The sequence below is a fragment of the Mesorhizobium sp. M1078 genome (assembly GCF_040318615.1).
Taxonomy (GTDB): domain Bacteria; phylum Pseudomonadota; class Alphaproteobacteria; order Rhizobiales; family Rhizobiaceae; genus Mesorhizobium.
Genome location: NZ_JAMYMP010000019.1, coordinates 29029 through 42053 on the forward strand (window position 1 = coordinate 29029; position 13025 = coordinate 42053).

The 13025-nt window shown below is 62.2% G+C and carries 18 protein-coding genes; 7 read left to right on the plus strand and 11 right to left on the minus strand.

The window, feature by feature from the left end; all coding sequences use genetic code 11:
• Positions 1-150: 150 nt before the first annotated feature.
• Positions 151-765: a hypothetical protein gene (locus tag NKH38_RS22380; RefSeq protein WP_352546001.1), complete on the plus strand. Its 615-nt coding sequence runs from the start codon at positions 151-153 to the stop codon at positions 763-765.
• Between the two features lie 161 nt (positions 766-926).
• The gene (locus tag NKH38_RS22385; RefSeq protein WP_352741799.1) at positions 927-1136 is read left to right on the plus strand and encodes a hypothetical protein; all 210 of its coding nucleotides are present in this window, start codon (positions 927-929) and stop codon (positions 1134-1136) included.
• A gap of 234 nt (positions 1137-1370) precedes the next feature.
• On the opposite strand, the gene NKH38_RS22390 is transcribed toward NKH38_RS22385, so the two are convergent.
• Positions 1371-1574: a hypothetical protein gene (locus NKH38_RS22390; RefSeq protein WP_023669377.1), complete on the minus strand. Its 204-nt coding sequence runs from the start codon at positions 1572-1574 to the stop codon at positions 1371-1373.
• Positions 1575-1991: 417 nt separating this feature from the next.
• On the opposite strand from NKH38_RS22390, the gene NKH38_RS22395 reads away from it, so the two are divergent.
• Positions 1992-2261, plus strand: a complete 270-nt coding sequence (locus NKH38_RS22395) for a hypothetical protein (RefSeq protein ID WP_023715401.1) — start codon at positions 1992-1994, stop codon at positions 2259-2261.
• 73 nt (positions 2262-2334) lie between these two features.
• Here the strand turns inward: NKH38_RS22395 and NKH38_RS22400 are convergent, their stop codons facing one another.
• The 7 genes from NKH38_RS22400 to NKH38_RS22430 all read right to left on the minus strand — a co-directional run bounded on the left by NKH38_RS22400 (position 2335) and on the right by NKH38_RS22430 (position 7129).
• Positions 2335-2637, minus strand: coding sequence for a hypothetical protein (locus NKH38_RS22400; RefSeq protein ID WP_023669375.1), 303 nt, complete (start codon positions 2635-2637; stop codon positions 2335-2337).
• Positions 2638-2722: 85 nt separating this feature from the next.
• Complete coding sequence (locus NKH38_RS22405; RefSeq protein ID WP_023669374.1) at positions 2723-3265, minus strand: MerR family transcriptional regulator; 543 nt, start codon at positions 3263-3265, stop codon at positions 2723-2725.
• 134 nt (positions 3266-3399) lie between these two features.
• Complete coding sequence (locus NKH38_RS22410; RefSeq protein ID WP_006201891.1) at positions 3400-3723, minus strand: integration host factor subunit alpha; 324 nt, start codon at positions 3721-3723, stop codon at positions 3400-3402.
• Positions 3724-3827: 104 nt separating this feature from the next.
• Positions 3828-4799 carry a beta-ketoacyl-ACP synthase III gene (locus NKH38_RS22415; protein ID WP_352762237.1) on the minus strand — a complete coding sequence of 324 codons (972 nt, stop codon included), beginning with the start codon at positions 4797-4799 and terminating at the stop codon, positions 3828-3830.
• A 9-nt stretch (positions 4800-4808) separates the two neighbouring features.
• Entirely contained in the window at positions 4809-5879 is a 1071-nt protein-coding gene (plsX, locus tag NKH38_RS22420) for a phosphate acyltransferase PlsX (RefSeq protein ID WP_023700539.1), read from the minus strand.
• Positions 5880-6022: 143 nt separating this feature from the next.
• On the minus strand, positions 6023-6571 hold the full coding sequence (locus NKH38_RS22425) for a YceD family protein (protein ID WP_352762236.1): 549 nt from the start codon (positions 6569-6571) through the stop codon (positions 6023-6025).
• 15 nt (positions 6572-6586) lie between these two features.
• Positions 6587-7129, minus strand: coding sequence for a ubiquinol-cytochrome C chaperone family protein (locus NKH38_RS22430; RefSeq protein WP_027049590.1), 543 nt, complete (start codon positions 7127-7129; stop codon positions 6587-6589).
• A gap of 115 nt (positions 7130-7244) precedes the next feature.
• Here NKH38_RS22430 and NKH38_RS22435 point away from each other — a divergent pair, with 115 nt between their 5' ends.
• Positions 7245-7757, plus strand: coding sequence for an outer membrane protein assembly factor BamE (locus tag NKH38_RS22435; RefSeq protein WP_023669368.1), 513 nt, complete (start codon positions 7245-7247; stop codon positions 7755-7757).
• Between the two features lie 100 nt (positions 7758-7857).
• Here the strand turns inward: NKH38_RS22435 and NKH38_RS22440 are convergent, their stop codons facing one another.
• On the minus strand, positions 7858-8898 hold the full coding sequence (locus NKH38_RS22440) for a helix-turn-helix domain-containing protein (RefSeq protein ID WP_352762235.1): 1041 nt from the start codon (positions 8896-8898) through the stop codon (positions 7858-7860).
• 206 nt (positions 8899-9104) lie between these two features.
• On the opposite strand from NKH38_RS22440, the gene NKH38_RS22445 reads away from it, so the two are divergent.
• Positions 9105-10019 carry a LysR substrate-binding domain-containing protein gene (locus NKH38_RS22445; RefSeq protein WP_023730859.1) on the plus strand — a complete coding sequence of 305 codons (915 nt, stop codon included), beginning with the start codon at positions 9105-9107 and terminating at the stop codon, positions 10017-10019.
• 26 nt (positions 10020-10045) lie between these two features.
• Here NKH38_RS22445 and NKH38_RS22450 read toward each other — a convergent pair whose 3' ends face one another.
• Together NKH38_RS22450 and NKH38_RS22455 are read right to left on the minus strand one after the other, a co-directional pair.
• Positions 10046-10597, minus strand: a complete 552-nt coding sequence (locus tag NKH38_RS22450) for a hypothetical protein (protein WP_023730858.1) — start codon at positions 10595-10597, stop codon at positions 10046-10048.
• 75 nt (positions 10598-10672) lie between these two features.
• Positions 10673-11134: an anthrone oxygenase family protein gene (locus NKH38_RS22455; protein ID WP_352762234.1), complete on the minus strand. Its 462-nt coding sequence runs from the start codon at positions 11132-11134 to the stop codon at positions 10673-10675.
• Between the two features lie 300 nt (positions 11135-11434).
• On the opposite strand from NKH38_RS22455, the gene NKH38_RS22460 reads away from it, so the two are divergent.
• Both NKH38_RS22460 and NKH38_RS22465 read left to right on the plus strand, forming a co-directional pair.
• Positions 11435-11980, plus strand: a complete 546-nt coding sequence (locus tag NKH38_RS22460) for a dTDP-4-dehydrorhamnose 3,5-epimerase family protein (RefSeq protein WP_245270997.1) — start codon at positions 11435-11437, stop codon at positions 11978-11980.
• Between the two features lies 1 nt (position 11981).
• On the plus strand, positions 11982-12980 hold the full coding sequence (locus tag NKH38_RS22465) for a glycosyltransferase family 2 protein (protein WP_352498379.1): 999 nt from the start codon (positions 11982-11984) through the stop codon (positions 12978-12980).
• Positions 12981-13025 lie beyond the last annotated feature (45 nt).

The window sequence follows — 13025 nt, forward strand, 5'->3', positions numbered from 1 at the left end:
GGCACATATAGGATCTCCGCCCCGATCTCCCAATCAAGTTCTTTTGAAGGGCCGCAGGCCGAAGTGTTCAGCGGTTTTGCGCCGCTCGCGCGTTAGCCTGATGTTGCTGGCAGCCGCATCGGGCCAGCTTTTCCCAAGAGGATCAGATCCATGACATTCAAGACATCAGCCATCGTGCTCGCCACGATTTCAGGCCTCGCTGGCGCGAGCATGGTCGCGGCGCAAGCCGCCGAGGCCGTGCGCATTCGCGGCACGGTGACCGCCTTTGCCGGAGCGACGCTGACGGTGAAGACCCGCGAAGGCGCTACCGACGCCATCGCGCTGGCTGAAGGGTGGAAGATTTCCGGCGTCGCCAAGGCGGATGCCGGGGATATCAAGCAAGGCGATTTCCTCGGCATTGCCTCTGTTTCGAAGGCCGATGGCGGCAGCGGCGCGCTCGAGGTGGTGATCTTCCCGGCCGCGCTGAATGGCGCCGGCGAAGGCGACCGCCCGTGGGATCTCGAGCCCAACAGCCGGATGACCAACGGCACGGTCGCCGATGTCACCGAGATTGCAGGTCGCACGGTGACGCTGACCTACGACAATGGCCAGAAAAAGCAGATCGCGATCCCGCAGACGACGCCGGTGGTGACCTTCGCGCCGGCGACGCCCGCCGACCTCAAGCCTGGCGCTGTGGTGTTCGTCAACGCCGAGCGCGGCAGTGACGGCAAGCTGACCGCGGGCCGGGTCGTTGTCGGCACAAACGGCGTCATTCCGCCGATGTAAGTTGCCGACGAAGCCGCCAGACACAATCCAGAAACAAAATTCTACAGTCCGGAAAAACTGTCGAAAAGTTCGGAGGCGATAGTCATGACTGCGGGGTTCACCGGCACCGATCTTGCTCGGTGACGGCCAAATTCAGCCCGCGCAGAAAAGGAAACGAAGTCATGAAGAAGTCCCTCCTGTCGGCTCTCGGGCTGGCTTTTGCCCTGGCTGTCTCTCTGCCGCTCATCGGCGCCAGCAGCGCCGACGCAGCACCGCTGCACAAGAAGCATCACCACCATCATCATCATCACAACAAGCATCACCGCCATCACCATCACCACCACCACCACCACCACCACCACCACAAGAAGGTGGAGGCCAAGAAGGCCTGACACGGCCGACTTGCCCAACGGGAAGGCTGGCCCTGGAGTCCTCGCCAAGGCCGCCTTCCCGTTGGTTTTTGCCAGGCGACACGTGGAAAAGCTGAAGGCAGGATTCGATGGCGCCGATGCGCCAGAACGCGAGCAACCACAGCGCACCCCAACGAACGTATCAGGCGCAAGGCCGACAACACAGCGGTTGCCAGTTGCAGGACACCACGGGTCTCTCAATGCTGTCGGAACCCGCTAGGACGGCGCCGCGAACGCGAGCACTATTGCGATCAAAATCAAAAGCGGTCCCATCCATTTGAAATGCTTCGCGACCTGCAGCCACCATGGCTGCTGACCTTTCTGGGCCTGAAAAGGACTTTGGAGCAGCCCAAAACCAACGCCTGTCATCCACAGCCCAGCGCAGAACATGATGAACTCGTCGATGTAATTTGCGACCACGCCCGTCTCCTCCGCCGGTATCTTTGGACTGGCGTTATAGTCGCAGCCGGGAGTGGCAGAAAGCGCGGTGCCAAGTGGCGGCAATGACTGCTGCCGCCACCTGACAAGAGCGAGGCGCGGACTCGGTCTTGGCTGGCCATTTGGGCACGCCACGGTGCGACCTTCGCATGGGATGCCGCGCTACTACGTCAACGTACTTCACGCGAAATGCATGATCGATGCCGGCCGGCCCCGCCAGGCGCCGTCCGTTGGCGAAGGCTAAAAATCGACGTCGCGAAAAAACGCGAAGAAAATTCGAACCACGCATGAACCTTTGCTTTGGAGGCCGCACTAACCCGGCATGGACGCCGATAAGGCGATCCCAACACAGAAGGACGCCATGGTGGCGATCCTCGATCCAGAGAAGGAAATGCTCAAATGACCAACTTCAAGCGCATCACGCTCGCCGCGGCTTTCGTCGTCTCGGCCTTCGGTTCGGCTTCCGTTCCGACCTCGGCTTTCGCCAACGGCACGCATCCCACGGGCGACGGCGGCGCGGTTTGCAAGGGCTCCGGTCATTGCCTGGTGCTCTCGATCGAGTGCAAAGGCACCTATACCGACGCCACGGACAAGAATGGCACTGTCTATGGCAAGTGCAGCCAGACCGCGCAGGTTTCGCCGCAGGCCAAGATCAAGCTCGCCAAGTAATCGGCCGCAGATCAGGGAAATGGCGGCCGTCCGCGGGACGGCCGCCATTTTCTTTTTGTTTTCGTGAATTGTTTTAGCGCCGGCTGAGCAACAAGCTGGCGAGAAGGCCAACCACGACCAACCCAACAGCAGCGGCTGTTGCCGGACGATCGCGCGCCGTCTTTTCGATCGCCCTGCCCTGCTTCCTGATCGCCGGCAGCGCATCGCTGACAAGGTCGGCAAGCTGCCCATAATAGTCCGAAGCGGCATCGCGCCCGTCCTCGTAGTAAGCACCGCCGCGTTTGGCCACGACTTTGCGCAACGCGGCGAGCTCTTTGGAAAGGGTCGCGACCTGCTTTTCGAGATCGAGATCGGAGAGGGTCGAAAGCGATACCATGATTGTTTTTCCTTCTTTTGAGAGAAGGCCAAACGCATGGCCGCAGAACCGGTTCCGGTCTGCTTGCCCGAGGGCAGCGGAAAGGTTAGCGCACCTGGTCGAGCAGGCGCTTGCACTCCAGGAGGTCGAACAGCGCCTCCTGCAGCAAGGCCCGGTTGTCGCGCGACAGTTTCGATGCGCCGGGCTGGACCGGACCTTCCTCCTCGGTCTTGCCCAGGCCGAAAAAGCGGCGGCTGGGTTTTACCTTGGGCTGACCAACCAGCATCTCGTCATCCATGCCGCGCGGCTGGGCGGCTGGCGTCAGCGGCACCTGATCGGCCTGCCTGCGCTGCGAGATCGCTTCGACGGCAGCCATGTCGCCATTGCCGATGGCGACCAGGAAATGGTTGCCGTTCTCGCGCAGCAGTTTCTGCACGCCCTTGATCGTGTAACCCTGGTCGTAGAGCATGTGGCGGATGCCCTTGATCAGTTCGACATCCTGTGGCCGGTAGTAGCGGCGGCCGCCGCCGCGCTTCATCGGCTTGATCTGGTTGAAACGGGTTTCCCAGAAGCGCAGCACGTGCTGCGGCAGATCGAGATCCTCCGCGACCTCGCTGATGGTGCGGAAAGCGTCGGGGCTCTTGTCCATGGGCGAAATCCTCACGCTGGACGGCGATCCGGCCCAGTCTGCCGAATCGGGTATCATTTCAGCGGTTTATGAAACAATATTCAAGCCCGGCGTCAAAACGGCCCGGCGTTTTCAACCGAAGCCTGCGGCAGAACCTATTTGCCGCCCTTGGCCTTGCTGTTCTGGTGCGAGCGCAGGATACGGCTTTTCAGCACGTTCGACGACTTGAAGGTCATCACCCGGCGCGGCAGGATCGGCACTTCCTCGCCGGTCTTGGGATTGCGGCCGATGCGTTCGTTCTTGGAACGGACGTGGAAGGTGGCGAAGGACGACAGCTTCACCGTCTCGCCGCGTACGATGGCTTCACAGATTTCGTCCAGCACCGCTTCGACGAGTTCTGCCGATTCAGTGCGTGACAAGCCGACCTTACGGTAAACAGCTTCGGCAAGGTCGGCGCGCGTAAGTGTCTTTCCCCCCATGCGACCGTCCCATCAGTTCAAAAAACATAAATCGATACAGGTAAAGGCAGAGCCTAAGTAATTGATCCGGCAAGGTCAAGGACCGAAACCGGACCGTTCGGCACTTACCAGCGAACGAGAACCGCGCCCCAGGTGAAGCCGCCGCCCATCGCTTCCAGGAGCACGAGATCACCCTTCTTGATGCGACCGTCGGCGACAGCCACCGAAAGCGCCAGCGGCACGGAAGCAGCCGAGGTGTTACCGTGCAAATCGACGGTGACCACCACCTTTTGCTCAGCAATCCCGAGCTTCTTGGCCGAAGCGTCAATAATGCGTTTATTGGCCTGATGCGGCACGAACCAGTCGAGGTCGTCGGCGGTTATGCCGGCCTGCGAAAACGTCGCCTCGATAACGTCGGTGATCATGCCGACGGCGTGCTTGAACACCTCGCGGCCTTCCATCCTGAGATGGCCGACCGTGCCGGTGGTCGAGGGACCGCCATCGACGAAAAGCTTGTCCTTGTGGGCGCCGTCGGAGCGCAGGCTCATCGCCAGCACGCCACGGTCGGCAATGCCGCCGGTGCCCTCATCCGCTTCCAGCACCAGCGCGCCGGCGCCGTCGCCGAACAACACGCAGGTCGAGCGGTCGCTCCAGTCGAGGATGCGCGAAAAGGTCTCCGCACCGATCACCAGCACGCGCTTGGCGAGGCCGCCTCTGATGTAGAGGTCGGCGGTGGTCACCGCATAGACGAAGCCCGAGCACACCGCCTGCAGGTCGAAGGCAAAGCCGTGATGCATGCCGAGCCGGTTCTGGATCTCGACGGCGGTCGCCGGAAAGGTGTTGTTGGGTGTCGAGGTCGCCAGCACGATCAGGTCGACGTCGGCAGGCGTAAGACCAGCATTGTCGAGCGCTGCGCGCGCCGCCGCCTCGCCCAGCGACGCCGTCGTCTCGTCATCGGCGGAGATATGACGCTGGCGGATGCCGGTGCGCTGGGCGATCCACTCGTCCGAGGTCTCGACCATGCCTTCGAAATCGGCATTCTTCATGATGCGGCGGGGCAGCGCAGCACCGGTGCCGCGCACGACTGATCTGATCAAAGCTCTTTCCTATTCCTTTTCGTCGACGGTGGCGTCGGATTTCCTGCTTGCCTGGGCATGCGGGTTGCGCGCATGGAACAGGTCGAGATCGGCCTCGATGCGGTCGATCAGATTGTTGCGCACCATGTCGTAGCCAAGCTCGATGGCCGCCGCGAAACCGTCCGAATCGGCGCCGCCATGGCTCTTTACCACGATGCCGTTCAGACCCAGGAAAACGCCGCCATTGGAGCGGCCCGGATCGAGCTTTTCGCGCAGGCGGTCAAAAGCGCCCTTGGCGAAGACATAGCCGATCCTGGCCATCAGCGTGCGGTTCATCGCGGCGCGCAGATAGCCTGAGATCTGGCGCACAGTGCCTTCTGCCGTCTTGAGCGCGATGTTGCCGGCAAAGCCCTCGGTGACGACCACGTCGACCGTGCCCTTGCCGATGTCGTCACCCTCGACGAAGCCATGATAATTCATCGAGGCCATGTTGGCCTCGCGCAGCATGCGCCCGGCTTCCTTGACCTCTTCCTGTCCCTTGATCTCCTCGACGCCGACATTGAGCAGGCCGACTTTCGGCCGGTCGATGCCGAACACCGAGCGCGCCATGCCGGTGCCGAGAATGGCAAAGTCGATCAGCTGGTGCGCATCGGCGCCGATGGTGGCGCCGACATCCAGCACCACGCTCTCGCCGCGCATCGTGGGCCAGATCGCCGCGATCGCCGGACGATCGATGGTCGCCATCGTGCGTAGGCAGAATTTCGACATCGCCATCAGCGCGCCGGTATTGCCGGCCGAAATGCAGGCCTGCGCGCTGCCACTCTTGACTGCTTCGACAGCCTTCCACATCGACGACTTCCAGCGGCCGTGGCGCAGCGCCTGGCTCGGCTTGTCGTCCATCCTGACCGCGACTTCGCAATGGTGGAACTCGCTGACCTCGGCCAGTTTGGGGAATTTGGCGAGTTCGGGGCGCACCAATTCCTCGCGCCCATATATGACGAAGCGGATGTCGGGACGCCTGACGGCGACCGTCATGAGTGCCGGGATGACCACGTTTGGCCCGTGATCGCCACCCATGGCATCGATGGAAATCCTGATCACGCGGTCTTTATCTCACTAGCTTGGGCCAGGGCACATGGCCCGCGAAATACGAAACTCGCGAAATTCGGGGGCTCGCGAAGGTTCGGCGAAAATAGCGGTTTTGGGCTGCCGCACAACCGGCTTTTCTCCGATCGCTTCGTGTTTTAGGATTTTCCAAGCAAGGATCGCAGCTTTTGCTGGAATTCATTCTCGACGGGCTCGTCCGGGCCGGCGGCATCGAGCGAGGCGCCTGCCTTGCGCGGATAGGGATCGATCGCCAGCCCGAAGAACTGTTCGGCGAGCGCGCCGACGTCGATCGTGTCGCCGGAGAAAGTTTCCGGGCTGTCCGGCCCTTCGGCGTCGAGCAGGATCTCGCCACCGCCTTCGAAACCTTGCCGTCCGAGTTTGGATTGTTCGGGCAGGAACAGCGCCTCGACCTCTTCGTCGATATGGGCCGCGACCGGCTCAAGGGTGACGATGCAGGCCTGGGTGATATCAGCCTCGACGCGGCCGCCGACCTTGACGCCATTGCGCTTCCACGGCGCCACCAAAAGCTCAGCACGGTAGTTTTCGACCGAAAGCAGCTCGTGCTCGCGCGCAAGCATTGCGCGCTGCGCGGCGTCGGCGTCGATCACCACCTGCAAACCTTTGTGCGGCAGGCGGCCGACATTGGCCGCGAATGAGACCGGGCTAGGCGTGTCCACATGTTTCATCTTGGTCTCCCCTCCTCACTCCGCTTTCGCGACGGGAAACGCCACGGCACCGGAAACGATCGATTCGGACGGCTGTGCTTCAAGCTGCCTGGCGGCATCGATTACATAGGACGCCAGCGGCAAGGCTTGCGGCCAGGCGCCGGCATCGGGTCTGACATTGCGCGCCAGGGCGGCAGCAAGCGCATCGGGGTCGCTGCGTCTCAGCGCGTCGTCATAGGCGGCGGTACGGCCGTAGAACATTTTGGCCAGCCTCTTCATGCGCTTGGGCACGCCGACATCGCCAACGCCCAGTTCCCGCAGCGAATGCTCGACATCGAGAAAGAACTCGTCGATCAGCACCTGCGCGACCTCTTGCGCGACGCCCTCCTCGCCGCGCAGCCGGTGCTGAAACAGGAACATGTGCAGCGACAACATCTCGAAACGGCCGAGCGGCGTATCCGGCACATTCCAGTGGGAATAAAACACGGTCTGCCGCGCCGCCGCCACGATTTGTGCGTAAAGCGCCTCGGTGATAGCGCGGTTGGCGTTGCGTTCGCGGCCAAAAAGGCGCTGGAACATTGAGGGTGGTCTCCTGGGGACCGATTGTTTGAATGGGCCTTGTTGCATCGGCAAGCAAGCTGGTTTACCGGTTTTGCCGCCCAGCGCAAGTTGCGGCCAGCTAATGGAGTTGTTGTTGCGCGCGCTGAAATTCAAGTCGACTTTTCTGCCCGGGGCCACCGCCGCGGTTTCGCTGGTGCTGGTGGCTTCCGCGCTGTCGGGCTGCAATTCGTCCAAGATGTTCGGCGACCTTAACCCTAGCGAGACGCTGACGCAGGGCTATGTTATCGACCAGCAGGCGGTCGATTCAGTGCCGGTGGGCTCCAGCCGCGAACAGGTGCTTCTGGCGCTCGGCACGCCATCGACGAAAGCCACCTTCGACAATGAGGCGTTCTATTACATTTCGCAGACGCGAAAGCGCTATGTCGCTTTCGACAAGCCGCGCCTGGTCGACCAGAAAGTGCTCGCGGTCTATTTTGGCGAGGACGGGCGCGTCACCCAGATTGCCAATTACGGTCTGAAGGACGGCAAGATTTTCGACTTCATCTCGCGCACCACGCCGACCGGCGGCAAGGACCAGAACTTCCTCAGCCAGATCATCAAAGGCGCCAGCAAGCTGGCGCCCCCCATTCCTGGCGGCGGCGCCTAAGAAGCGACCGCCTTCCTCAGATTTTTGCTTCCCCCGAAGCGACACCATCTCAGGCGACCAAAAGCCCGCGGGAGCGATCCTGCGGGCTTTTGTTTTGAGGTCATGCGGCCGCAACACCCGTCGCGCTTTGCCGCGCGTGGCCTGTTCGGCCGCCGGGCTCCAGCGAGGCGCGGTGCACAGCCGCACTCTGCCGCGCTTCCGAAGGCGTCATGCCGAAATGCCGGCGGAAGGCGTGGTTGAAGGTCGAGAGATCGCCGAAGCCGGCGTCGAAGGCGATTGCGCCGATGGTGCGGTGTGCCAGGCGCAGGTCGGATAGCTTGCTGCAAACCAGCGCCAGCCGCCGGCCAAGCACGAACTGCGACAGCGAGGTACCCTCACCCTCGAACAGCTTTCTGATATAGCGCGCGCTGACGCGGTGGCGCCCGGCCAGCGCGTCCGACCCGACATCGCCGGAAGCCAGATTGCTTTCGATATCGGCTTTGATGGCGCGCAGCCGCGCGGCGCGTATGCCGCGGCTTGCGGCGACCTCGGTGGCGTCCTGCGTTGCCCCGACCACGACCGCGACAAGGTCCTGTATGTGCTTGGCGGCAAGCCAGCGCAATTCGGACGCGGCCAGGTTCGGCTCCTGCATCAGCAGACGGACATAGCTGGTCAGCAGCAAGAACTTTTCGCCCACGCATGACATCGGCGTCATCAGGGCGGCATCCGCATTCGCAGCCATGGGCCCGAGCGCTGCCTTGGGGATGGTGATGAAGAGATGATGCGACATCGCCCGTTCGATCACATGCGGATCAGAGGAGGACAGAAGGATTGCCTGGCCGGCCTCGATGCTGGCCTCGCGGCCGTGATGCGAGAAGGTGGCAGCGCCCTCCAGACACATGAAGAAAATGTAATCATCGGTCCCCTTGGCCATGGCGCGGGAACGGATGGTGCGGAAGGCGGTGGTCCTCGAATCGGCAATGCCGACGCGCGGCAGCCGCAGGATGGTCGCGTCGACGGAGAGCTTTTCCTCCGTGACGTTAAAATCCATGTCGGTCACCATCCGGCGCAACAGGTCGCAATAGACGTTTCGCCATTCCGCTCGAGGCCACATGGCGGTCGAAAAGCGCGCATGCGCAAACTCGGAGGGTCGAATAGTCATGGGGTACTCCCAAGCGATTGTCTTCATTTCACTGTCGTTCGTAGTCGAGGCTCGTTCCATGAACGGCCTCTCATCCGACGGCGGCAATCGGGGGGCAGTGGATGACTACAATGATTTGCGCACTTAGACAAAAGACTATTTACGAAGCTATGGATGAGCTTTGTTCATTCATGCTAAGGAACCCATGGCGGGATCGGGTAACGCAAATGACAAGACGGCTTCCACAACTGGAATCCATTCGTGCTTTCGAGGTCATTGCCCGGCTGGGCAGCTTCAAGCGCGCCGGCGATGAGCTGAATGTTACGCCAAGCGCGCTCAGCCACCGCATCGCCGATCTCGAAGCCGATCTCGGCGTGCTTCTGTTCACCCGCCATGTCCGCCGCGTCGAACTAACGCTTGAAGGCGAAAGATTGTCCGCGGGCGTGCGACGCGCACTGCTGGAAATCCAGAGCACGATCGCGAGTGTCGCGCGCAACGAGCGCACGAGGCTGAGGGTCACCGCCATTCCTTCGCATGCCGTGCGCTGGCTGGCCCCGCGTCTGCACAGGTTTCGCAAAAAGCATCCCGAAACAGAGATCGACATCAATGCGGATCTTGCAGTCGTCGACCTTTCGCAGCGAACAGTCGACATCGCATTGCGCTTCGGCGGCGGACACTATCCGGCCGTCGAGACCGAATGGCTGATGGCAGATGCGATCTTTCCTGTCGTCAGTCCCGACTATCTCGCCGCCAACGGCCCGGTCAGAGACCAGCACGATGTGCTGCGACTGTTCCGCATCCTCGACACGACGGCCGAAAATGACGAGAGTGGCGCCAATTGGCGCCACTGGTTCGAGAGAAACAATCTGCCGCTGGATACGGTTGGCGACGGCATGAATCTGAATGGCACCTTGTTGGCGGTCGAAGCGGCGGCGAGCGGTCTGGGCGTCGCCATCGCGAGGAAGTCGCTGGTCGAGAGCGATTTGCGCACCGGCAGGCTCGTCCGCCTCCTGACGACGGACATACCGACGAACTGGAACCACTACGTCGTCGTCCACCCGTCCATCTCCGCCTGGGAGCCTGCCAGATCGTTCATCAACTGGCTGAAGGCGGAAGCCGGCGACAACACCGGCGACGGTTGACCTCGGCGGCCGTCTAGGAGCTCTCATCACATCGTATCGGCCATTTGCTCATCCTTGCGGCCCGACTGGTTTGCGGTCTTGGCGGCAAGCGCTGCCGCCATCTGGCTCTCCAGCTCGCGCAGCTTGGCGTCGAGTGTCGCCATGCCGCCCCAGGCGAATGTCGCGCGGTATAGCGGTGCGATCTCGGGCGTCAGGAATTCGACCAGGGTTTCGTCCTCGACCCAGACCTTGAGCACCTTGAACAGGCGGGCATCGATCAGCCCGCTATGCCAGCCCATGCGGGCGGCAATGCCCTGGATGGTTTCGGTCGAATTGGGCGTGCTGAGCAGCACATGCGAGCCGGAGCGCAGGCGCATGTTCGGGTCGAAGCCGATGCCGAGCGGCGCTTGCTGGTCCAGAACCGTGCCGCACGGCAGGATTTCGATCAGCGAGCCGAAATCGTCGCCGAGGCAGACAAACCATGCGCCCTCAGGAAATGGCGGCGACGGCGCACGAACCGCGGTGGCGACAAGCATTTCGGCAAGGACGCTGGCGACGGCCTGCGGATCGCGGGCGTTGAATGAAGCGTGATGCAGCATGGCAATACTCCTGTTTTCAACGGCGGCGGCCGGCAGAAGTGCCGACCCATGCCGCGGCGTTCCGCAAAAACTGAATCACCGGCTGAGCGTCAGGATGACCGCGGCAAACAGGCAGGCGTATTCGGCCAGTCCAAGCACAAGGCGCAAATTGTGATTGGCCGCCCAGCTGTCGCGCGTCTGCGCCCAATCATCGGGGATGGTCACCGGCGTCCAGCTCTGCACCTGTTTGTTGAGCGGCACCTGACGGCTGACGGTGAAGCCAATGTCGATCACCACCAGCGCCGCGCCGACGATGGTCAGGATGCGCGGCAGGCCGGCATCGACCGCAAACATCGCCATCGCCGCGATCAGCACCAGCGTCGTCAGCCTGACGACCGGCATCACCCGGGTAAACGTCCGGTCGCGCATCTGATGCATGGCCATGTACTGGCCGGCGGTAAGATCACTGATGCGAAAACCGTGGATTACGCCTGAGACGTAGATGCCGGCAATAATTCCAGCCAGCGCAAGCGAAGCCGCCATCAAGAAAATGTCCATGTCTTTTCCCTGCCCGAATGTCGTTTCCCTGGCCAAAATCGCCGCAGAGGCGAGCCCGACACCGCGCCTATTGCAATGTCCTGGCCAATGGCCGGGGTATTAAAGCAGGCGGACGGTCCGGGCTTGGGCAGAACGGAACGATGTTTTGGGCAATGCGGCCCTCCGATTGCGTCGGAAACATCAAGTGCCGTGGGGTCGAAACCTATCAGCAAACCTTGACGCGTACTTGCCAGCGACCGGTCAAATTCGTATCAGACCGTGCTGGCCAATCGCGCATCACGCTGAATTGGGGGAGCATCCGTGCAGGACAAAAACCGGACAAAACCGACAGGCTGGATGGCGACCGGAACGGCTGACGGCCAGGTGGTCACGCCTGACTGGATGCCCATCGAGCCGGTGGCGATCGATGGCGTGAGGGTCAAGGAGATAAGGCCGGTCGCAACCTCCACCGGCTATCTGACCGAGATTTTTCGCAAGGAGTGGGAGCTCGATTCCGAACCGGTCGGCCAGATCTTCCAACGCACCTTGTATCCCGGCGCGGTGACAGGCTGGCATGCCCATGCGGTGACCACCGACCGGCTATTCTGCTGCGTCGGCAGCGTCCGCATTTCGCTGTTTGACGGACGCAAGGCCTCGCCGACCTTCGGCGCCGTCTGGCACAAGATTATCGGCCCGTTGCGCCCGGCGGTCGTCATCATTCCACCCGGAATATGGCACGGTGTTGTTTCGCTCGGAGCGGAGACGGCGGTGCTGCTCAACCTCGTCGACAAGGCCTATGCCTACGATCAGCCCGACCATTGGCGCCTGCCGCCAGACACCGACCACATTCCCTACAGACTGGTGTAGCGTGGAAGCATCGGCGCAGCGCGATCAGGCCGGCGGCGAACCGCTGGTCTCGATCGTGATCGCGACGCACAACCGGCCGGCAGCACTGCGGCAGGCATTGACCAGCGTCATGCGCCAGACGTTGCAAGGCTGGGAAGCCTTGGTCATCGGCGACGATTGCAGGCCGGATACGGCGGCCGTTGTCGCTGAATTTGACGATGCCCGCATCGTCTACATCGATCTTCCTGTCAATTTCGGCGAACAGTCCGGTCCCAACAATATCGGCTTTGCCAGGGCGCGTGGCCGCTTCGTCGCCTTGCTCAACCACGACGATCTGTGGTTTCCCGACCATTTGGCGGCGATGACCGGCTGGATCGACGCCTCGGGCGCCGACGTGGTGCTGGCGCGCGGTGCCGTCATCCAGCCGCCGTCGGCGGCCGGCAATCCTGTCAATTCGATCTTCGGGATCGGCAAGGATGGTTTTTACGACCCCGTCACGACGGAAGGATTTGGCTCGGCACACATGTTTCGCCGCGCTTCGTTCAGCCTGCTCGGACCTTGGCGACCCGCCAGCCAGTGCTTTTGCGAAAGCTCGCAGGACTGGCTGTTTCGGGCATGGCGAAAGGGCGCGGTGATCGCGACGATGCCGCACCTCACGGTGATCAAGTTGCATTCCGGCATACGCAAGGGTTCCTATCTCGGCGACAATGCGCAGGAACAGAAGGATCTTCTGGATGCCATGCAGACGCCAGACGCCTTGCGCGTGAAAATCCTTGGCTGCGCGGGCGAACCCATTCGCCTGGCGGCATCGAGTTATCTCAGGCGCAGGCTGATGGCGGCTCTTGGCATCCATCCCCGCGCCCGCGCCTTCCGCCGCAAGTATAAGCGAGGCGCCTTCCTTGCCAAGCTGCGGCGCCTGCGTGGCCTGGCGCCGATGCCTGAGCGCGAACCTGGCGTGAGCGAATTGCTGGATCGCTACAGCAAGCGCGGCGATGCCGGGACCGAGCCGGATGAGGGTTGACTGCCACCAGCGTAAATCTCAAACAAAAACCCGCGGGATCGCTCC